This is a genomic window from Novosphingobium sp. EMRT-2 (assembly GCF_005145025.1).
Lineage (GTDB): Bacteria > Pseudomonadota > Alphaproteobacteria > Sphingomonadales > Sphingomonadaceae > Novosphingobium.
On record NZ_CP039695.1, the window covers coordinates 2,350,552 to 2,371,733 of the forward strand.

Annotated in this window: 19 protein-coding genes; 8 read left to right on the plus strand and 11 right to left on the minus strand. The window is 67.5% G+C overall.

All coding sequences use genetic code 11. The features are described 5' to 3' along the window. Positions 1-3: 3 nt before the first annotated feature. The 5 genes from hemB to FA702_RS11615 all read left to right on the plus strand — a co-directional run bounded on the left by hemB (position 4) and on the right by FA702_RS11615 (position 4,669). Complete coding sequence (gene hemB, locus FA702_RS11595) at positions 4-996, plus strand: porphobilinogen synthase (protein WP_136956266.1); 993 nt, start codon at positions 4-6, stop codon at positions 994-996. Beyond that, positions 989-1,546 (plus strand): GNAT family N-acetyltransferase, encoded by a 558-nt coding sequence (locus FA702_RS11600; protein ID WP_136956267.1) that lies wholly within the window; start codon positions 989-991, stop codon positions 1,544-1,546. The genes hemB and FA702_RS11600 overlap by 8 nt, the downstream gene beginning before the upstream one ends. A gap of 63 nt (positions 1,547-1,609) precedes the next feature. Beyond that, positions 1,610-3,817 (plus strand): spermidine synthase, encoded by a 2,208-nt coding sequence (locus FA702_RS11605; protein WP_136956268.1) that lies wholly within the window; start codon positions 1,610-1,612, stop codon positions 3,815-3,817. Positions 3,818-3,822: 5 nt separating this feature from the next. Continuing rightward, positions 3,823-4,407, plus strand: coding sequence for a gamma carbonic anhydrase family protein (locus FA702_RS11610; protein WP_136956269.1), 585 nt, complete (start codon positions 3,823-3,825; stop codon positions 4,405-4,407). Next, the gene (locus FA702_RS11615; protein WP_136956270.1) at positions 4,388-4,669 is read left to right on the plus strand and encodes a DUF167 domain-containing protein; all 282 of its coding nucleotides are present in this window, start codon (positions 4,388-4,390) and stop codon (positions 4,667-4,669) included. The genes FA702_RS11610 and FA702_RS11615 overlap by 20 nt, the downstream gene beginning before the upstream one ends. A 15-nt stretch (positions 4,670-4,684) precedes the next feature. Here the strand turns inward: FA702_RS11615 and FA702_RS11620 are convergent, their stop codons facing one another. The 3 genes from FA702_RS11620 to FA702_RS11630 all read right to left on the minus strand — a co-directional run bounded on the left by FA702_RS11620 (position 4,685) and on the right by FA702_RS11630 (position 7,210). Beyond that, positions 4,685-5,584, minus strand: a complete 900-nt coding sequence (locus FA702_RS11620) for a YdiY family protein (protein WP_168196054.1) — start codon at positions 5,582-5,584, stop codon at positions 4,685-4,687. Between the two features lie 106 nt (positions 5,585-5,690). Further along, entirely contained in the window at positions 5,691-6,149 is a 459-nt protein-coding gene (locus FA702_RS11625) for an Lrp/AsnC family transcriptional regulator (RefSeq protein ID WP_136956272.1), read from the minus strand. Positions 6,150-6,181: 32 nt separating this feature from the next. Then, a complete protein-coding gene (locus FA702_RS11630; RefSeq protein ID WP_255504548.1) occupies positions 6,182-7,210 on the minus strand; it encodes a cyanophycinase in 1,029 nt (342 codons plus the stop codon). A 184-nt stretch (positions 7,211-7,394) separates the two neighbouring features. Here FA702_RS11630 and FA702_RS11635 point away from each other — a divergent pair, with 184 nt between their 5' ends. Further along, positions 7,395-10,157 carry a TonB-dependent siderophore receptor gene (locus FA702_RS11635; RefSeq protein WP_136956274.1) on the plus strand — a complete coding sequence of 921 codons (2,763 nt, stop codon included), beginning with the start codon at positions 7,395-7,397 and terminating at the stop codon, positions 10,155-10,157. Positions 10,158-10,268: 111 nt separating this feature from the next. Here FA702_RS11635 and FA702_RS11640 read toward each other — a convergent pair whose 3' ends face one another. The 6 genes from FA702_RS11640 to FA702_RS11665 form a co-directional block, all read right to left on the minus strand. Further along, a complete protein-coding gene (locus FA702_RS11640; RefSeq protein ID WP_136957250.1) occupies positions 10,269-11,357 on the minus strand; it encodes an IS5 family transposase in 1,089 nt (362 codons plus the stop codon). Between the two features lie 212 nt (positions 11,358-11,569). Further along, entirely contained in the window at positions 11,570-12,208 is a 639-nt protein-coding gene (locus FA702_RS11645) for a YoaK family protein (protein WP_136956275.1), read from the minus strand. A 25-nt stretch (positions 12,209-12,233) separates the two neighbouring features. Next, positions 12,234-13,004, minus strand: coding sequence for a hypothetical protein (locus FA702_RS11650; RefSeq protein ID WP_136956276.1), 771 nt, complete (start codon positions 13,002-13,004; stop codon positions 12,234-12,236). Positions 13,005-13,093: 89 nt separating this feature from the next. Then, complete coding sequence (locus tag FA702_RS11655) at positions 13,094-13,510, minus strand: group II truncated hemoglobin (RefSeq protein ID WP_136956277.1); 417 nt, start codon at positions 13,508-13,510, stop codon at positions 13,094-13,096. A gap of 95 nt (positions 13,511-13,605) precedes the next feature. Next, positions 13,606-15,225, minus strand: coding sequence for a cisplatin damage response ATP-dependent DNA ligase (locus FA702_RS11660; protein WP_136956278.1), 1,620 nt, complete (start codon positions 15,223-15,225; stop codon positions 13,606-13,608). A 15-nt stretch (positions 15,226-15,240) separates the two neighbouring features. Further along, on the minus strand, positions 15,241-16,245 hold the full coding sequence (locus FA702_RS11665) for a ligase-associated DNA damage response exonuclease (protein ID WP_136956279.1): 1,005 nt from the start codon (positions 16,243-16,245) through the stop codon (positions 15,241-15,243). A 193-nt stretch (positions 16,246-16,438) separates the two neighbouring features. Between FA702_RS11665 and FA702_RS11670 the strand changes: the two genes are divergently transcribed. After that, entirely contained in the window at positions 16,439-16,957 is a 519-nt protein-coding gene (locus tag FA702_RS11670) for an EF-hand domain-containing protein (RefSeq protein ID WP_168196055.1), read from the plus strand. Positions 16,958-17,123: 166 nt separating this feature from the next. Here the strand turns inward: FA702_RS11670 and clpA are convergent, their stop codons facing one another. Together clpA and FA702_RS11680 are read right to left on the minus strand one after the other, a co-directional pair. Next, the gene (clpA, locus tag FA702_RS11675) at positions 17,124-19,499 is read right to left on the minus strand and encodes an ATP-dependent Clp protease ATP-binding subunit ClpA (protein WP_136956281.1); all 2,376 of its coding nucleotides are present in this window, start codon (positions 19,497-19,499) and stop codon (positions 17,124-17,126) included. Positions 19,500-19,690: 191 nt separating this feature from the next. Then, positions 19,691-19,909 carry a DUF1192 family protein gene (locus tag FA702_RS11680; protein WP_136956282.1) on the minus strand — a complete coding sequence of 73 codons (219 nt, stop codon included), beginning with the start codon at positions 19,907-19,909 and terminating at the stop codon, positions 19,691-19,693. Between the two features lie 100 nt (positions 19,910-20,009). On the opposite strand from FA702_RS11680, the gene FA702_RS11685 reads away from it, so the two are divergent. After that, a complete protein-coding gene (locus tag FA702_RS11685) occupies positions 20,010-21,032 on the plus strand; it encodes an NAD(P)H-quinone oxidoreductase (protein WP_136956283.1) in 1,023 nt (340 codons plus the stop codon). Positions 21,033-21,182 lie beyond the last annotated feature (150 nt).

A 21,182-nucleotide genomic window follows, 5' to 3' on the forward strand; every position in this document is an offset into this window, starting at 1 on the left:
GGCATGACCAGCTATCCCATGACCCGCCTGCGCCGCACCCGCGCCACCGCCTGGAGCCGCGCGCTGCACCGTGAAGTGCTCGTGACGCCGGCCGACCTGATCTGGCCGCTGTTCGTGGCCGAAGGCACCGGCGTGGAAGACCCGATCGGCGCGCTGCCCGGCGTTTCGCGCTGGTCGGTGGACGGGATCGTCGCGCGGGCGAAGGAAGCGGTGGCGCTGGGCATTCCCTGCCTGGCGCTGTTTCCCTACACCCAGCCCGAACGCCGCAGCGCGGACGGGGGAGAGGCGCTCAATCCCGTCAACCTGATGTGCCGCGCCACCCGCGCGATCAAGGATGCCTGCGGCGATGCGATCGGCGTGCTCACCGACGTCGCGCTCGATCCCTATACCAGCCACGGGCAGGACGGGCTGATCGACGGCGAGGGCTATGTCCTCAACGACGCCACGGTCGAGGTGCTGGTGGGGCAGAGCCTCAACCAGGCGGCGGCCGGCGCGGACATCATCGCCCCGTCCGACATGATGGACGGGCGCATCGGCGCGATCCGGCAGGCGCTGGAGGATGCCGGGCACATCAACGTGCAGATCATGTCCTACGCCGCCAAATATGCTTCGGCGTTCTATGGCCCGTTCCGCGACGCGGTCGGCTCGCGCGGGCTGCTCAAGGGCGACAAGAAGACCTACCAGATGGACCCCGGCAACGCCGAGGAAGCGCTGCGCGAGGTGGAGATGGATCTGGCCGAAGGCGCGGACACGGTGATGGTCAAGCCTGGCCTGCCCTACCTCGACATCGCGGTGCGGGTGAAGGAAGCCTTCGGCGTTCCGGTCTTCGCCTACCAGGTCTCGGGCGAATACGCGATGATCGAGGCGGCGGTGGCGGCCGGCGCGGCGGACCGTGACGCCATGGTGCTGGAAACGCTGCTCGCGTTCAAGCGCGCGGGCTGCTCGGGCGTGCTGACCTACCACGCCGCCCATGCCGCGCGGCTACTGAATGGCTGAATTCCGGATCGAAACGCCCCGGCTTGTCCTGCGCGACTGGCGCGGGGAAGACTGGCCGCCGTTCTTCGCGGGAACCAACACGCCCGCCGTCATGCGCTGGCTGGGCGGCGTGCTGGACCGTGCGGCCGAGGGCGGGGCGCGGGCGCGGCTGGAGGGCTACGCGCGCGATCACGGCCACACGTTCTGGGCGGTGGAGCGCAAGGCCGATGGCGCGATCCTGGGGTTCTGCGGGTTGAAGAAGTGCAACCAGGCGGGCGGGCCGCTGGGGGACTTCGAGATCGGCTGGCGCCTGCGCGAGGATGCCTGGGGGCAGGGCTATGCGCGCGAAGCGGCCGAGGCCGCCATGGCCGCCGGGTTCGAGCATTTCGGCGCGCCGCATATCGTTGCCCTGACGGTTGAGGGCAATGCCGCGAGCTGGGGCCTGATGCGCCGGCTGGGCATGGAGCGCCGCGCCGACCTGGATTTCGCCAACGGTGATTTCGATCCGGTGAGCGGGCGAATCATCGTCTATGCGATCACGCGCGCGCAATGGCAGGCAGGTCGCGCGTGATCGCCCCCTTGCGCCGTCATGTTCTCTACCGCATCCAGCGCCCCTGATCGTGCGGGAGGGACCATGACGGATCGAGCCAGCCGGACGCGCTTCGTCATCACCATCCTGGTCGGCAGCTTCCTGCTGTTCCTGGTGCAGCCGATGGTGGCGCGCGCCGCGCTGCCGCGCCTGGGCGGGGCGCCGAACGTGTGGAACAGCGCGATGCTGGTCTATCAGGCGCTGCTGCTGGGCGGCTATGCCTATGCCCACTGGCTGGGACGGTTCCCGATCCGCCGGCAGGCCGCGATCCACCTCGCGCTGCTGGCGCTGGCCGCGATGACGCTGCCGGTGCGCCTGGCCGATCTGCCGCCGCCCGCGCGGGGGTGGGAGCCGCTATGGGTGCCCGCCCTGTTCGCGGTCTCGATCGGGCCGGTGTTCTTCCTCGTGTCCGCGCAAGCGCCGCTGATGCAGCGCTGGTTCGCCGCCGATCCCGCCGCCGGCAACCCTTACGCGCTCTACGCCGCGTCCAATCTCGGCAGCTTCGCCGGGCTGATCTGCTATCCGCTGCTGGTGGAGCCGCTGCTGCCGCTGAAGGCGCAGGGCTGGGGCTGGAGCGCGGGCTACGCGCTGCTGATCGCGCTGGTCGCGGCCTGCGCCGTGGTGCGGCGGGGCGCGGCCGGCGCGCCGGGCGTGGCGGTTCCGGTGGGTGGGCCGGCGGGCGATTCGGTGCCGGCGGGACGCGTGGCGCTGTGGCTGGCGCTTGCCGCCGTGCCTTCGGGGCTGATGCTCTCGACCACCACCTTCCTCACCACCGACATTTTCGCGATGCCGCTGCTGTGGGTGATTCCGCTGGGGCTGTATCTGCTGAGCTTCAGCATCGCCTTCGCGGAGAATCGCGCGCTGGCGGGCGCGATCCTGCGCGCCGCGCCGCTGGTGGTGGTGCTGGCGGGCGGGATGGCGGTCAGCTCGCGCTCTTCGGGCACCATGGCGCAGGCCGGCGCGGCCGTGGCGCTGCTGTTCGTGGTGGCGGTGGCGCTCCACACCCGGCTCTATGCGCTGCGCCCCGCGCCGGAACGCCTGACCTTCTTCTATCTGGTCATGAGCGCGGGCGGCGCGCTGGGCGGTGTGTTCTGCGCGCTGATCGCGCCGCTGGTGTTCGACTGGGTGTGGGAACATCCGCTGCTGGTGCTGGCCGCCGCCGCGCTGCTGCCGCGCGTGCCGCTGCTCGACTGGTCGGGCATCGAGGACATTCCCCCGCGCGTGCGGCAGGGCGGCGTGCTACTGGTGGTGATCGTCGCCTTCGCGCTGGGCTGGTCGATGAGCGGCCTGGATCCGCGGCGCGATGCCCTGCTGGTGCTGATGGCCGCGCTGGCGATCGCCGCCTGCGGGGTGATCGTGTTCGCGCGGCGCTGGGCTTTCGTGCTGGTGCTGCTGGCGATGATGCTGGGGCGCGGAGCCGAGGAAACGCTCGACCGCAGCCTCTCGGGCAACCGCACGCGCAGCTATTTCGGCATCTACACGATCACCGAAAGCGCGCGCCGGCACGAACGCTATCTCACCCACGGCACCACGCTGCACGGCACGCAATATACCGACGCCGCGCGCCGGCTGCGCTCGACGTCATACTATGGTCCGACCTCGGGCGTCGCGCTGGCGCTGACCGCCGCCGGCGATCATGCGCGCGTGGGCGTGGTCGGCCTGGGGACGGCGACGCTCGCCTGCTACAAGCGGCCGGGGCAGCGCTGGACCTTCTTCGAGATCGATCCGGCGGTGGTGGCGCTGTCGCGGCCGCAGCACCGCTTCACCTTCCTCGATTCCTGCGCGCCCGATGCCGCGATCCGGATCGGCGACGCGCGGCTGGAACTGGCGAAGACGCCGCCGGGTAGCTTCGACGTGTTGGTGGTGGACGCGTTCTCGTCGGATTCGATCCCGCTCCACCTGCTCACGCGCGAGGCGCTGGCGGTCTATGGCCGCGTGCTTGCGCCCGACGGCGTGCTGATCCTGCACATTTCCAACCGCTATCTCGATCTGCGGCCCGTCGTGGCCGGCATCGCCCGCGCGCAGGGCTGGACGGCGTGGCTGCGCGATGACAGCGGCCGGCATAGCGACGGGTTCACGCCGTCGTACTGGGTCGCGCTCGCACCCGATCGCGCGCGGCTGGAGCGGCTGGCCGCGGACCGGCCGGACCTGCCGTGGACGCCGCTACACGCGCCGCCGGGTGACGAACCTTGGCAGGATGACTATGCCTCGATCCTGCCGCATATCCGCTGGGACAATCTGCTGGGAGTGTGATGCAAATGACCGCCGATCCGCGCGCGCGATACCCCGATGCGACGATCCTCCCGCTCGACGGGAAGGTGCCGCGCATCCACGAAACCGCGTTCATCGCGCCGGGGTGCCGGATCATTGGCGATGTCGAGATCGGGCCGGAAGCGTCGATCTGGTACAACTGCGTGCTGCGGGGGGACGTGAACACGATCCGCATCGGCGCTCGCAGCAATATCCAGGACGGTACGGTAATCCACTGCGACAGCCCCGATCCGCGCCATCCCGCAGGCTTTCCGACGATCATCGGCGATGATGTGCTGGTGGGCCACATGGCGATGATCCACGGCTGCACGCTGGAAGACCGCGCCTTCGTGGGGCTGGGCGCGATCGTGATGAACGGCGCGCACGTCGAAAGCGACGGGATGCTCGCGGCCGGGGCGATGCTCACGCCGGGCAAGCGCATCGGCGCGCGCGAGCTCTGGGGCGGCCGCCCCGCCGCGTTCATGCGCGATCTGACCGAAGCGGCGCTGGCGGACATGCAACTGGGCGTGGCGCACTATGTCCGCAACGGCCAGCGCCACAAGGCGGCGCTCGATGGCCCGGCCCAGGGTTGACCTCCCTCCGCCGGCGGCCTTGCGCGCGCTGGCCGATGCCGAACGGCGGCTGGCGGTGCGCGTCACGCCAGGGGCGAAGAGCGAAGGTATCGAGATCGCGGACGGGCGCGTGCTGGTGAAGGTGCGCGCCAAGCCGGAGGACGGCAAGGCGACCGGCGCGGTGATTGATCTGGTCGCGGCGGCGCTGGGCGTCGCCGCTTCCAAAGTTGTGCTGTTGCGCGGCGCAACTTCGCGCGAGAAGCTGCTGTGTATTCCGGATTGATCCGGCCGCCCGCGCTCAGAAGCCGTAAACCAGCGTGAAACGGGTGATCGTGTCCAGCGTCTTGTAGGTATCGGGCGGGTTGCTGTTGTAAGTTACCTGATAGGACGTGCGCGCGGAAAGGGCGCCGTTCAGCCGGGCGCTGAGCGACGTGAGCGAGGTGACATTGGTATTCTGCGCGCCGGTCAACGCGCTGGCGTCCTCGGTCAGCGAGACCGCGCGCGAAAGCTTCCATTTGGCATTGACCGCGCCCAGCCCGGTGACGACGCTTTCGAGCGGCTGGCTGATATAGCGGGTCTTGCGCCAGGCAGGGCCGGCCTTCACGTCCACGGTGAAACCGGAATCCGCGATCAGGCGATAGCCGATGCCCCCCGAAACGGCGGTGCGCGTGGAAAAGCCGGCGAACCGGTCGCGCTCGTACTGGGTCAGGCCGAACAGGAACAGGCGGTCGTTGAAGCGGTAGTCGGGCTCGAACGCCAGCAGCAGCTGGTTGCGGCTGGTCTGTCCGTTGGTGCGCTGGTAATCGACCTGGCTGCGCAGGCCCAGCCGCCAGTGCAGGCCTTCGCGCTTCAGCGCCAGCCCGGCGCTGAGGCCCACCGTCTCGGCATTGCCGGAGGATTGCGAGGCGCCGAACTGGCCTTCGCCCTTCCAGCCCTGGAACATCGCCATCTGCGCCAGCCGTTCCTTCTGCGCTTCGGCCGTCCGCGCGCGGTGGGCATCCACCGCCGCGTCCACTTCGCCCACGCCGGCCGGATCGGTCTTCTTCAGGAACTTGGCGACGGTGTCGATCTCGGCATCGCTGCCCGATTCGATCGTCTTGTCCAGCAGCGCGCGGTATTGCGGCGCCAGCTGCGCGTGGGCCGTGCCTGCCGTCAGGGCCAGGATGCCCGCCAACGGAAGAAGCGGTACGCGCGTCATCGGAACACCTCGGGAATGCAGGGCAGGCTGGTGGTCGTGATACAGAAGGATCGTGGCCCGACCAACCCCGCTTCCGGCCGGGAAGGACGCTTTCCGGCGCATCGGATCATCGTTCCAGCTTGGTCGCCAGGATGACCGACGTGGTCGTGCGTTCCACGCCTTCGAGCAGGCCGATATCGTCGATCAGTTCGTTGAGCTGGGCATTATCCTCTGTCTCGAGCATGGCGATCACGTCGTATTCGCCGCTGATGGCGTGGATTGCCTGCACGCTGGCCAGCCGGCCGAGCGCCTGTTCCACTTCGCGGTGGAAGCGGGGCATCGTCTTGATCATGATATGCGCGCGCACGCGGCGGCCGATGAAGGCCGCGCCCAACCGCACGGTATAGCCTGCCACGATCCCGGCATCCTCCAGCCGCGACAGTCGCGAATAGATCTGCCCGCGCGAGATGCCCAGCGCTTTGGCCAGATGGGCGATGCTCTGGCGGGCATCCTCGCGCAGCAGCGCCAGCAGCCGTTCGTCGGTATCGTCAAGCGAGACGGAAGGACCGGGCAGGGTCAGCGACATGGCCGAGATATTCCTCCACCGCTGCCGGGATTTCAGGGCGCCGGAGTCTCGCCCGTGATCTTCCCGTCGGCCACCGCATAGTTCCGCACGAACGAGGGGCGGTCAACCGTGCCGCCCGGCAGGTGCAGCACGGACTGGTGATCGATGCCCGTCACGCGGATGCGCGGCGCGTTGAGCGGACCCTGCCGGGGCAGGTCGCGCAGCGTCGATCCATCGACCAGCCAGGCGCCGCCGTCGGGCGCGGTGGCATAGATGCGCGCGGTGCCGTCCGGCTCCACCGCCAGCGAGGCGCTTTCGTCGACGCCCACGCCGATCAGGGCCGGCGCGTCGGCAGGGCGATCCGCCTGCGCCTTGGCCAGGAAGGCGAACAGCCGGCCCAGCCGGTCGCGCTCCTTGAAATGGGTGTCGGTGACCACGCCTTTCAGCAGGGCGAGGTGCAGGAAATCGCTTTCGATGGTGTTGGCGGGGCCGAACGGATCGGCCATCGCCTCGGGGCTGGTGATGCTGCCGCCGTCCATCGCGCCGTAGAGCTTCTCGCCCAGCATGGCGAGGCCAGCGCTGGTGCCGGCCAGCGGCTTGCCCGCGGCGACATGCGCGTCGAGCAGCTCGCCCACCGGGGTGCCGCGCCAGTAGCGCACGTAGTTGGACTGGTCGCCGCCCGCGATGAAGATGCCGTCCGCCCGCTTCAGCGCGTCGAGCACCTTTGGATCGCTGGAGGCCGCCCGGTCGGAGAACACAAACGTCTCGGCCGACTGGATGCCGCCGATGTCCTTGTAGAACTCCTTGCCGACCTGCCCCGCTTGCGACGCGCGCAGGATGACGATGTGCCCGTGCCCCGCCTTGGCGAAGAACCAGTGCATCGCGTCGTGGTTGCGGTCTCCGCCGCCCATCAGCAGCAGCCCGCCCGACACCGGGCCGGGCGTGGCGCTGGCAAGCGTGCCGATCTGGTAGTGGCGGTAGCCCTTGGCCTTCGCCAACGCGGGCGTGGCGAAGGCCGTCACGGCCAGGCACAGGCTCGACAGGGCGAGCGCGAAACGTCTCGAAAAGGAGGATAGGCGCACCGGAAACTCCTGAAAACAACCGGATCGGGGCATTCTTGTTACATTTTGGCCGCATTGGCTGACAATATGATGTGCCAGAAAGCCAATGTGATTGCCATTTCTTTTCAATTCTGTTCGGAACGTATCGAACGGCAGGTGCGGGGGCACCGGAAGTTTACGCCGTTGCGCAGTGAAGGGGTGCCGCATGAAACAGACTGGACGCCGCGTATTCCGCAACCTGCTGGGATTGGGGTGCTCGCTCACCGTTCTGGCCGGGCCGGCCTTTGGACAGACGGCCGCGGGCGGCGAGGGCACGGGTGAGACCGCGCCCGAGATCACCGTCACCGGATCGCGCATCCCGCGGCTGGACATCGAAGGCCCGGCGCCGATCACCGTGGTCGATTCGGATACGATCCGCGCTAACGGCTATGCCAGCGTGCCGGACATCCTGCGCGCGCTGACGCAGAATGGCGGCGAAACGCAAAGCCAGCAATCGTTCAGCGGCGCCAGCTTCACCCCCGGCGCGCAGCAGGTGGACTTGCGCGGGCTTGGCCCCAATCACACGCTGGTGCTGGTCAACGGCCGCCGCATCGCCGACTTTCCGCTGCCGTTCCAGGGCCGCAGCAACTTCACCGACGTTTCCAACATCCCGGTCAGCATGATCGACCGGATCGAAGTGCTCAGCGGCAGCGCTTCGGCGATCTACGGGTCGGATGCGATCGCCGGGGTCATCAACTTCACGCTCAAGAAGAAGCTCGACGGCCTGACGCTCGACTACCGGCGCGGCGTGACCGAGCACGGCGGCGGCGATTCGCACCGCTTCACCGCCACGGGCGGCTGGTCGAGTGGGCGGTTCCATATCGTCGGCGGCATCGAATACCTGCTGCAGCGCCCGCTGTGGCAGTATCAGCGCGGCATTCAGGACAGCACGGCGGACAACCCCACGACCGCGCAGCCGCTCGCCCGGCGCACGTTCCTGCGCTACGATCCGGACGCGGACGAATATGTCGATCCCGGCGCGGCGACCTGCGCCTCGCTCAGCCGCCTCAACCAGGGTTCGACGTACTACGCCTCGCGCCCGCGTTATGGCGCGTATGACGACGCGCTGGGAGACTACGGGCCTGGCTATTTCTGCGGCAGCAACACCTCGGTCGCTTACGGCACGATCATTTCCCGGCGCGAAGGGTTCAACAGCTACGCTTCGGCGGGTTACGAGCTGTCGGACAATGCCGAGCTGTTCGTCGACGCGCAGTTCGGCATCAGCAAGGTTTCGCTGGTGCGCGACGTGCTGCAATGGTCGTTCCAGCCCAGTTCGGGCAGCAGCGACACCACCTTCTACAACAGCTTCGACAACCGGCTGGACGACTGGTCGCGCCAGTTCACCCCTGAGGAATCGGGCGGTCTCAACCGCGTCGAGACGCGCAACCGCCAGCAGACCTTCAGCATCACGCCGGGCATCAAGGGCAAGTTCGGCAAGTGGACCTATGAAGCCGCGTTCAACCATAGCGAATACAAGGCGCGCGTCGAGTTTCCGCAAGTGATCGCGGCGAAGGCCAATGCCCTGTTCCTGGGGCAGCAGCAGGGCATCGACGAGGATAGCGGCTACCCGATCTTCAATGCCGATCCGGCGCGGCTCTACACGCCGCTGACGCAGTCCGAATACGACAGCATCACGGCCTACAGCGTCTATCATCCCAAAAGCTGGACCAACAATTTCTCGGCGACGATCAACACCACCGAGCTGTTCCGGTTGCCGGCCGGGCCGGTGGGCTTTGCCGCTGTGGCCGAGGCGGGCAAGCAGGGTTACGACCTGAAGCCCGATCCGCTGGCGCTGACCGACTATTACTACGCGCTCAAGGACAGCGACGGGAAGGGCAGCCGCACGCACTGGGCGCTGGGCGGCGAATTGCGCGTGCCGGTCACCCACTTCCTCGAACTCTCGGGCGCGGGCCGCTACGATCACTTCGCCTTCGCGGGCAACGGCATCGGCAAGTTCACCTACAATGCCGGCGCGGAACTGCGGCCGATGCGCTCGCTGCTGCTGCGCGCTTCGTATGGCACCGGCTTCCGCGCGCCCGATCTGCACTATGTCTTCACCGGGCCGGGCAATACCCATCCGAGCGCCACGGATTATTATCTGTGCCGCACCCAGGAGCCGGACGAGGATATCGGTGACTGCTCCTATGCTGATGAGGGCATCGTCACGCAGCGCAGTGGCAACCGCCGGCTCAAGCCGGAAACCAGCAAGTCGCTGGATCTGGGCATCGTCTGGGCGCCGTCGCGCCGGTTCGACGTCTCGGTCAGCTACTTCCGCGTCTCCATGGCCAACCAGGTGCAGGACCTCAGCACCGACCAGCTGCTGCGCAACGAGGCGGATTGCCGCATCGGGCAGACGACATCGGGCAAGGCCGTCGACGTCAATTCGCCGACCTGCCTTGACGCGATCGCCCGCGTGCAGCGCTTCACCAGCGGCGTGCGCGCCGGTGAGCTCGATGCGGTGGCGGTCAACCCGATCAACATCGCGCACGAGAAGACCACGGGCATCGACGTGGCCGTCCACGGCAACCTGCCGACCAGTTTCGGCACGTTCTCGCTGTCGCTGGCGCATACCCATGTGTTCGATCACACGTTCCGCCAGTATCCGGGCGATCCCACGATCAACAAGCTGGCCTTCGACAGCGGCTACGACATCCCGCGCGACAAGAGCACGGCGAGCCTGACCTGGGCGATCCAGAAGCTGAAGTGGACGGTCGAGGGCCGCCGCCTGGGCAAGCTGCCCAATTTCGATCAGGACGCCTTCATCAAGGCGAGCTACCTGTTCAACACCACGCTGCAGTATGATTTCACCGATCATCTGCGCGGGTCGCTGAGCGTGGTGAACCTGTTCGACACGAACCCGGTTAGGGACCCGACGTACGCCAGCTATCCCTACTACGACATCAGCTGGACACCTCGAAGAACCGTCTGATTTTGGCGTAATTGCGATGTGATGGCACAGGAGCGGGTGGCGAGCTCCAGGCTTGGGTTGCTGATCTGCTTATTTTCTTGGCGGAGCCGGCTGCGTGGGCCGGTTTTTGGGTCACGCGGGCGCAGTACGCCCCTCAAGCCATGCGAGGCGCTGGAAGTTATAGGCAAGGTTGGCCATGCCGATCTTGATGCGGGCGCGGGCAATGCCGATGGTGCGCACGATCAGGCCCATGCGGTGCTTTTGCCCGGCAAAGACGTGTTCGACTGCCGAGCGGATGGCCGATCGCTTCGCATTGGCTCTGGCGACACGCTCGGGCATGGCACGGCGGTTCGGTTTGCGCTGGTGGATGTGGCTCTTGAACATGCCCCTCTCGAGAAAGGTTTCGTTTTTCTTCGACCGGTAGGCGGTATCAGCCCAGACGCCCGAACCGGTGTTGTTCGTGCTGATCAGGTCAGGCAACCGGGCGCCGTCATGGGCATTGGCGGCACTGGCATCCCAGGTCCGGATCAACCCGTGAGCCCGGTCGATGCCGATGTGGTTCTTGTAGCCGAACATCGGGATGGCGAGATCGACCGGCTTGAAGGCCTTGGGATCGGCACCCTCCTTCACCTTGGCCTTGGTGTACTTCACGCTCCAGCGGGCATCGCGATCCTTCTGACGGAGCCGGGCTGGCTTTGCCTTCCATGCCTCCGGGATCCGGCCGTCCTTGATCGCTGCCTTCTCCTCGTCGGTGTTCCGCTGCTTGGGGGCAGGCACAACGGTAGCATCGATGATCTGGCCGCCCATGGCGAGATAGCCCCGGTCGGTCAGTGCGGCATCGAAGCGGGCGAAGAGCTTGTCGATTGCCTTGGCTTGCACCAAGCGCTCGCGGAACAGCCACACCGTCGTTGCATCCGGCACCGTGCCATCGAGCCCAAGGCCCAGGAAGCGCTGGAACGACAAGCGATCCTTGATCTGGAATTCCGTCGCTTCGTCCGAAAGCGAATAGAGCGCCTGCAGCACCAGAATTTTGAACATCATCACCGGGTCAAACGGCGGCCGCCCGCCTTTGCCACGAACACTGCGGCGCAGAGCGGCGATCAATGGCCCCCGGAAAACCTCAAAGTCGACCACCCCGGACAGACGCTCCAACGGATCACCCGCTGCGCTCAAGGCCTCGTACCGGTTCGAAAGATCAAAGAAACCGGGCTGTCCCGCCATCATCGCCTCCGCTCATCCGCAAGGGCAGTGAATCAGGTCAGGCCGACAAGCGCCAGAGTTTTTCGAACCCTCCAGCTGGTTCGACAGCACCGGCCGCAGCGCCTTCCTCCAGCTCACCTGGAAGATCGGCGGCCGCGGTCTCTGATTCCGCCTTTTGACCGCATCCATCCCGGTGACGCCGCGCGGACTTCGGTTCGCGCGGCGTTTTCGTGTCAGCTTTCCGCCGGCAGCCGCAGGGCCACGCCGACCATCGCGGTGGCCCAGCATCCCGCGATCCACAGGCAGGCCATCGGCATCCGGTCCTGCGCCATCGCGCCCAGCACCGCGCCGCTCAGCAGGCCGCCCCACAGCGCCGCCCAAGAGAGCCAGCCCGTATCCTTGCGGCCGGCCAGCCATCCGGCCAATCCCTGTCCCAGCTTGACCAGCGCGCCGGTCATGTAGGTGAGCCCGATCGCCACCTCGCCATCGCGCTGGAAGGTGTTGTTGATCGCGCCCATCGCCATGACCAGCGTGGCCAGCATCGCCGCCGGCAGGCCGAGCGCGCGCGCCGTGGCGCCGGCGAGCAGCAGCGCGGCGACGAGCGCCAGCACGGCGGGCTTGCGATAGCGCCCGGCGCGGATCGACAGCAGCGCGCCGCCGGTCACGCCGGCCACGAAGCCGGCGATCAGGAACGCGGGCGTCACCGCGCGCACCACGTCGGTGCCGAAATCCACGCCGAGCCGCGTGGTGTTGCCCGACATGAAGGAGACGAAATAACCGTCGGCCGACAGGAAGCCCACAGCATCGACGAACCCCGCCATCGCGGCCAGCGCGACGGCGAAACGGCGGCGATTGCGGTCGTAGCGGATCATGCGCCGAACGTTAGGGGATAATGGCCTAGATCGGTACGCCGATAATGAACTTCACGATCACGCTGTCGGCATTGGCGCCATATCCCTTGCCCACGGCGGCGTTGAGATCCCACTTGCCGATCTGCGCATCCACGGCGGCATACGTGGAATGCTCGGTATTGCCGAAATGGCCGGGATCGCGCAGCGGGCCGACTTCGTTGTAGCTTTCCACGCCCACGGTCACCTTGGGGGTCAGGCGGTATCCGGCCTTGGTGTCGATATCGAGCGTGATCGGGCCGGGGTTCGGCCCTGCGATCACGAAATCGAAGTTGCCGTTGGCGGCCAGCACCCAGTGATCGTTCCGCCAGCCGCCGATCAGCTTCAACTCGCCGTTCCACGGATTCTGGTCGAGCCGGTGGCCGACCTTGCCCACTTCCAGATTCGCGCCCCAGAAGGCCCCGGTCGGCCCGTGCGGCGCGAGCCACTTGAGACGCAGCTTCACCCCCTGCACGCGCGCCACGCCATCGGGCGCCACCGTGGCCAGCGGCAGATAGGCGCCCAGCTCGAACTGGTTGGTCAGCCCCAGCGAAAACTCGGGCGTGATGCGCCAGCGGTGCAGCGGGGTTTCCGCGCCGGGATAATCGGGCGTGCCGTTGCCGCGGACAACGTCGTTGACGTGCACGTCCAGCCCCACCGCGCCGGGCCGGTTCATCTCGTCCATATAGACCTGGATTTCCTCGGGCGCGGCGAACGCGGGTGTGGCCGGCAGCAGCAGCGCGGGCGCGACAATGTACCTCAGGATAGACCGAAACGGCATGGCATGGCTTTCGTCAGGGTCCCATGCGCCTCATAGGCGGGGGCACCCTGACGAGGCAAGCACACCTGGGTATGGGCCGGGAACGGCGTTCAGCCGCGCGCCATCCCCAGCGCCATGCGCGTCAGCACGTCGATGAAGGCCTCGGCGATTTCGGTGTCCTCCGGCGCGGCATCCTGCACGGCGCGGCGCATCGCCTCGGCCCATTGGCCCGCCGTTTGCCGGCTGATCGGAAAGGGTGCGTGCATCGACATCATGCACTTGCCGGGGTTGGCCTCGAACCAGTCGCGCGGGCCTCCCGCCCACCCGGCAAGGAACGCGGGCAGCGATTCGCGCATCGACGCCAGGTCCGCCGCGTGCATTGCGCGCAGCTCGGCATAGGCCGGGTCCTGCTCCATCAGGTCGTAGAACCGGTCGGTGATCCGGCGCAGCACGGTATGGCCGCCGATCCGTTCGAACGGCGTGGCGGGTTGGGAACGGTCCTGCGGCTGTTCGACGGCGGTGGCCAAGGCGTGAAACTCCGGACGGGGATCGAGACCCTTGTCGCTACCAGCCCGAGGAGCAAGGCGGTTTGATGCCGGTCAATTTCGCGCGGGAAACGTTGTTACCGGACCGGGTCCGCGATCATCGCCTTCAGCGTGTCCAGCCGGTCGGCTTCGTGCGCCGGCTTGTCGGCGCGGATGCGGCTGATGCGCGGAAAGCGCATGGCAACGCCCGACTTGTGGCGCTTGGAAGCATGGACGGAATCGAACGCCACTTCCAGCACCAGCGACTTGTCGGTCTCCCGCACCGGGCCGAAGCGGTTGACGGTGTGCTGGCGGACGTGGCTGTCGAGCCATTTCAGCTCGGCATCGGTGAAGCCGAAATAGGCCTTGCCCACCGGCAGCAGGTCCGCGCCTTGGTCTGGATCGCCGTCCCAGCAGCCGAACGTGAAGTCCGAATAGAACGATGAGCGTTTGCCCGAACCGCGCTGCGCATACATCAGCACGCAATCGACCAACAGCGGATCGCGCTTCCACTTGTACCACAGCCCGGTGCGCCGCCCCGCGACATAGGGTGAATCGCGCCGCTTGAGCATGACGCCCTCGATCGCATCCTCGCGCGCGCGGGCGCGCACGTCGGCAAGTTCCGCGAAGTCGCGGGCCGCGATCAGCGTGGAAATGTCGAAGCGCGCCGGATCGAGCCGGGGCAGGAACGCTTCCAGCCGGGCGCGGCGGTCTGTCCAGGGCCGATCGCGCAAGTCCTCGCCGCCGATCACCAGCGCGTCGTACAGCCGGACGAAGGCGGGGAAATCCTCCAGCATCCGCTTCGACACGGTCTTGCGGCCGAGCCGTTGCTGCAAGGCATTGAAGCTGGCCGCGCCGCCGGTCTCGCCGCCCTGGTGCGCGCCACGCACCAGCAGTTCGCCGTCCAGCACCGCCGGTTCGGCCAGCGCGCCGGCCACTTCGGGAAAGGTGGCGGAAATATCGTCGCCGCCGCGCGAATAGACGCGCGTTTCGCCACCGAGATCGGTGGCGGCATGGACGATCTGCACGCGGATGCCGTCCCACTTCCATTCGGCGGCGAAGTTTTCGAGGTCGATGGCAGCCCCGTCCTCCAGCGGATGCGCCAGCATGAACGGGCGGAACAGCGGCCGGTCGTCGGTGCGTGGCGGCGCCGCGCCTTCGGCGGCCCAGGCGAACAGCGCGCGATAGGGCGGCTCCTGCCCGTGCCAGTATTCCTCCACCAGATCGACCGGCACGCTGAAGGCCTCGGCGAAAGCTACCTTGGCGAGCCGGGCGGAAATGCCGATCCGCATCGCGCCGGTGGCGAGCTTGAGCAGGGCGTAGCGGCCGTTGGCGTCAAGGCGGTCGAGCAGCCCGGCGAGCGCGGCCGGCGCGGTGGAGCGGCTGGTCGCGCGCAGAATTTCAACGGCTTCCGAGACGCCGGGCGCGGGCATGACGTCATGACCGGATGCCGGCCAGAGCAGGCTGGCGGTTTCCGCCGTATCGCCCACGTAATCGCGCGAGAGCGTCCACAGCACGGGATCGACGCGCTCCGCCATCAGCGCGCGGATCGTGCCGGCCTTGACCGCGGGGAAATCCAGCCCGTCGGTCAGCGCGGCCAGCGCCCAGCCGCGATCGGGATCGGCCGTTTCGCGCAGGTAGCGCGCGATCAGTGCCAGCTTGGCGTTGCGCGACCGGGTGAACACCAGCGCGTCGAGCAGGGCGGCGAAGCGCTCCACTAGGAGGTGGTCCTCTCAGTCATCCTCGTCCTCGTACCCCACCAGCGCCAGCGCGCGGGCCTTGCGCTGGTGCAGTTCGCACCAGCGCAACAGCGCTTCCTCGCGGCCGTGGGTGATCCAGGTTTCGGCTGGGTTCACCTGCGCGATCGTGGCGGTCAAGTCGTCCCAGTCGGCATGGTCGGAAATGACCAGCGGCAGTTCCACGTTGCGCTGGCGGGCGCGCTGGCGCACGCGCATCCATCCCGATGCCATGGCGGTCAGCGGATCGGGCAGACGCCGGCTCCAGCGGTCGTTCAGCGCGGACGGGGGGCAAAGCACGATCGCGCCGGCCAGCGCGCCCTTCGGCGCATCGGACACCAGCCGCAGGTCGCCCAGCGGCACGCCCTGCTCTTCATAGAGGCGGCACATCCGTTCCATCGCGCCGTGCAGCCACACGGGATCGTGGTAGCCGGCCGCGCGTAGTTCCGCGATCACGCGCTGCGCCTTGCCCAGGGCATAGGCGCCCACCAGCACGCAGCGATCGGGCTGCGCGGCGCGCGCGGCCAGCAGCCGGGCGATTTCCTCGCCGATCGGCGGATGGCGGAAAACCGGCAGGCCGAACGTCGCCTCGGTGATGAACAGGTCGCAGGGCGTCACCGCGAAAGGCGGACAGGTCGGATCGGGCCGGCGCTTGTAGTCGCCCGTCACCACCACCCGTTCGCCGGCATGTTCGAGCAGGATCTGTGCCGAGCCGAGAACGTGCCCCGCCGGCACGAACGTGGCGGTTACGCCGCCGGGCAGGGGGATCGGCGCGTGCAGCGGTGCGGTACATGCGCCCTCCGCCACGCCATAGCGCAAGGCCATGATCGCCAGCGTTTCGGGCGTGGCGATCGTGCGGCCATGCCCGCCCCGCGCGTGATCGGCATGGCCATGCGTGACCAGCGCGGTGCCCACGGCACGCGCGGGATCGATCCAGACGTCGGCCGGAACGATCCGGAGCCCGGTCGGCTCCGGGCGAATCCAGGAAAAATCTTCGGCCATTGATGCACGTCATGGCGCGCGCGGGCGATTCGGGCCAGCCGCCTGTTCGGGCAGCGCCGGCCGATGCGGGGCCATGCAGGTCCCGGACAGGACCCGTTCAGACTCGTCCGCTAGGGTGCGCGCCGTCCATCCCCCCGGTCTGGCCACCCCGGTCTGGCCGTCCTTGTCCGGCCGAACCCGAGGAGCCCCGACGATGACTCGCACCATTGCCAGGATCGCGTTGCTGGTGGGGCTGATCGCGCTGGCCGGGTGCGAGCACAAGGAAACGGGACCCGAGGAACAGGATACGCGCACCACCGCGCCGGTTGTCGCTTCGCCCGCGCCGGCGGTGACGGCGGTGCCGCCCACGGTCCACCCGCTGTCGGATTTCGACAGGCTCGACGCCAATCACGATGGTCGGATTTCCTCCGCCGAATATGCGCGGGCGGCGCAATCGCTGTTCGAGATGATCGACATGGAGCACGACGGCACAGTGACGCTGCAGGAACTGGAGGCGGCGCGCGGCGTACTGGGCGATCTGGACGGGCTGGACGCCAAGCGCATCCTCGCGCTGGCCGACGCCGATGAGGACGGCAAGCTGACGCTGGGCGAATGGATGGCGTTCAACAACGCGCGGTTCGACCGGATCGATGCCAACGACGATGGCTTCATCGATCGCGCCGAATGGAACGCGCCGCATCCCGCGCCGCCGGAGCCTTCGGCGATTCCCTGAGTATTGAAGACGTTCCCACCCCCGACCCCTCCTGCTTGCGGGAGGGGAGCGAGACTTGCGCCGCCAGAGGCGGCGATAGTTGCAGCGGGGCGGGCTTTCGCCATGAAAAAGGGCGCGCCCCGCAGGACGCGCCCCTTCTGTTTCATCGAGGCTTGTTAGGCCCGCCTTACTCGGCTTCGTCGGCGCTCGGTTCGGGTGTGGTGCCCGCCGATTTGCCGCCCTTGCGTTCCTTCTTCTTGACCAGCTTCGGTGCGGCCGGGGTCAGTTCGAAGGACAGCGCGCCGTCGGTGCCGGCCTCGTCCTTCAGGCTGACGTGGACCTCGCCGCCGTTGGCCAGCTTGCCGAACAGCAGTTCCTCGGCCAGCGGCTTCTTGACCCGTTCCTGGATGAGCCGGGCCATAGGCCGCGCGCCATAGAGCCGGTCATAGCCCTTCTTCGCCAGCCAGGCGCGGGCGTCGTTGTCGAACTGGATGTGGACGTTCTGTTCCGCCAGCTGGAGTTCGAGCTGGAGGATGAACTTGTCCACCACCCGGCTGACGACTTCGGCGGGCAGGTAGGCGAAGGGCACGATCGCATCGAGACGGTTGCGGAATTCGGGGGTGAAGAGGTTCTTCACCGCCTCGTCGCCCGCGTCGGCCTTGGACACGTCGCCGAAGCCGATGCCCTGCTTGGCCATGTCCGATGCGCCCGCGTTGGTGGTCATGATCAGCACCACGTTGCGGAAATCGACGGTCTTGCCGTGGTGATCGGTCAGGCGGCCGTTGTCCATCACCTGCAGCAGGATGTTGAACAGATCGGGGTGCGCCTTCTCGATCTCGTCGAGCAGCAGGACGCAGTGCGGCTGCTGGTCGATCGCGTCGGTCAGCAGACCGCCCTGGTCGAAGCCCACGTAGCCCGGAGGCGCGCCGATCAGCCGGCTGACCGAATGGCGCTCCATGTATTCGGACATGTCGAAGCGCTGCAGCGGGATGCCCATGATCTGGGCCAGGCTGCGCGCCACTTCGGTCTTGCCGACGCCGGTGGGGCCGCTGAACAGGAACGAGCCGATCGGCTTGTCGGGATCGCGCAGGCCGGCACGGCTGAGCTTCATCGCGCTCGACAGCACCTCGATCGCCTTGTCCTGCCCGAACACGAGCCGCTTGAGATCGCGTTCGAGGTGTTCGAGCACCTTCTTGTCGTCGCTCGAAACCGACTTGGGCGGGATGCGCGCCATCGTGGCGATCACGGCCTCGATCTCGCGCGCGGTGATGGTCTTCTTGCGCTTGCTCGGCGGCACCAGCATCTGCATCGCGCCCACCTCGTCGATCACGTCGATCGCCTTGTCGGGCAGCTTGCGGTCGTTGATGTAGCGCGCCGAAAGCTCCACCGCGGTCTTTATCGCGTCGGCCGTGTACTTGACCTTGTGGTGATCTTCGAAGGCCGTGCGCAGGCCCTTCAGGATCTTGATCGTGTCTTCCACCGAAGGCTCGTTCACGTCGATCTTCTGGAACCGGCGCAGCAGCGCGCGGTCCTTTTCGAAGTGGTTGCGGAACTCCTTGTAGGTGGTGGAGCCGATGCAGCGGATCGTCCCGCCCGACAGCGCGGGCTTGAGCAGGTTGGACGCGTCCATCGCCCCGCCGCTGGTCGCGCCGGCGCCGATCACGGTGTGGATCTCGTCGATGAACAGGATCGCGTGCGGCATCTTCTCCAGTTCGGAGACGACCTGCTTCAAGCGTTCCTCGAAATCGCCGCGATAGCGCGTGCCGGCCAGCAGGCTGCCCATGTCGAGCGAATAGATCACCGCGTTAGCCAGCACCTCGGGCACTTCGCCTTCCACGATCTTGCGCGCGAGGCCTTCGGCGATGGCGGTCTTGCCCACGCCCGGATCGCCCACGTAGAGCGGGTTGTTCTTGGAGCGGCGGCACAGGATCTGGATCGTGCGGTCCACCTCGGGGCCGCGCCCGATCAGCGGATCGACCTTTCCGCCCAGCGCCTTCTCGTTGAGGTTGACGCAGAACTGGTCGAGCGCGGAATCCTTCTTCTGCCCCTTGGATTCGGCCTTTTCCTCCTGCTTGGGCTGGTCTTCGTCCGCGCCCTTGGGATTGCGGTTTTCCACTTGGCGGCCGCCCTTGCCGATGCCGTGGCTGATATAGCTCACCGCGTCGAGCCGGCTCATGTCCTGCTGCTGCAGGAAATAGACCGCGTAGGAATCACGTTCGGAGAACAGCGCCACCAGCACGTTGGCGCCGGTCACGGTATCCTTGCCGGACGACTGGACGTGCAGGATGGCGCGCTGGATCACGCGCTGGAACCCGGCCGTGGGCTGCGGGTCCGCCTTTTCCTGCGTCTTTAGCGACTGGTATTCCTGATCGAGGTACTGGCGCACCACATCGCCCAGGTCACCCAGGTCGACTCCGCACGCCTGCATCACCTGCGACGCATCGGGATCGTCGATCAGGGCCAGCAGGAGGTGCTCGAGAGTCGCGTATTCGTGGCTGCGCTCGGATGCGTTGGCGAGCGCGGCGTGCAGCGTTTTCTCAAGGCTCTGTGCGAAACTGGGCATAGGCTCTTACTTTCTGGCTTGCGCCGGGTTGTCCCCGTTCTTCAAAAATGCACGGACATGGTTAACAGGGGCCAAACCAGCCGCGGATACGGCACCGGAAAAGTGCCGTGAGAATGCACCGAAGCGGATCGCTGCGGTGACCATACCGGATATATGGGTATGCCGCCCGGAAAGAGGAAGGGCGGCCCGGTTCATCGCGGAGTGCCGTCCGGCGGAGAGCTTCGGAACAGCGCTTCGGCCGCGGCGCGGTGGGCTGAAGCCCGTTCCCGGTGCGCGATAACCCGTTCGATTTCCTGCTTCAGCAGCGCGATGCGCGCGTCGAGTTCGGCGCGCGAATAGGTGTCGAGCACTTCCCCGGCCAGTTGGCTGGCCAGATCGCCTTTGCGACGGGGGCGGTCTTCTTCATCCATTGCAGTGCACAATCTTGGACGGCAAGTGCTTGCTGTCAACGGGGTGCGTGGCTAGTCCTTGCAATTGACGGGGGTTTCGACGCGAAAAGGGGGTTGGACCATGGCGACAACGGTGTCGGAGACGATGACGGCGGTGGGCTTCGATGCCCCGGGCGGTCCCGAAGTGCTTCGCCCCGAAACCGTGCCGGTGCCCAAACCCGGACCGGGGCAGGTCCTGCTGCGAGTCGCCTATGCGGGGGTCAACCGGCCCGACGTGATCCAGCGGCAGGGCTTCTATCCCCCGCCGCCGGGTGCGTCGCCGCTGCCGGGGCTGGAAGTTTCGGGGCAGGTCGCGGCCATCGGCGAGGGCGTGGTGACGCTGCTGCCGGGGCAGAAGGTCTGCGCGCTCGTGGCCGGGGGCGGCTACGCCGAATATTGCCTGGCCGAAGCCGGCCAGTGCCTGCCCGTGCCCGAGGCCCTGTCGATGGCGGAAGCGGCGGCGATGCCGGAAACCCTGTTCACCGTGTGGCACAACGTGTTCGAGCGCGGCTGGGCCAGGGAGGGCGAGACGCTGCTGGTCCATGGCGGCACCAGCGGGATCGGCTCGATGGCGATCATGCTGGCCAAGCTGTTCGACATGACGGTGATCGTCACCTGCGGCGGGGCGGACAAGTGCGCGGCGGCGCTGGCCATCGGCGCGGACCACGCGATCGATTACAAGCAGGCCGACTTCGTGGCGGAAGTGGCGCGGATCACCGATGGCGCCGGCGTCCATATCGTGCTCGACATGGTGGCCGGCGACTATGTCGCGCGCAACCTCAAGTGCCTGCGCGACGATGGCCGGCATGTCACCATCGCGGTGCAGGGGGGCGTCCGGGCCGAGATCAACATGGCCGAAGTGATGCGCCGGCGCCTGACGTTGACCGGATCGACGCTGCGGCCGCGCTCGAACGAGTTCAAGGCGCTGCTGGCCAGCGAGATCATGGAGCTGGTGTGGCCGCTGGTGGCCGATGGCGCGCTGCGCCCGGTGATGGACCGCGTGTTTCCGCTCGCCGATGCCGCCGCCGCGCACGCGCGGATGGAATCGGGAGGCCATATCGGCAAGATCGTGCTGGCGGTCGGTGCCACCGCGGATATCGGGTGACCCCCTTCCGCGCCGGATTTTCGACGGTATTTCCGAAGTTTGCCGGATAGAGCTTGCCGTTTTCGGGCGCGTGCCTTACATCGGCAGCCTGCACGGCCGCTCCGCAAGGGGCGGCCCTTATTGTATCCGCATTCGGAGACTTTCCCGTGA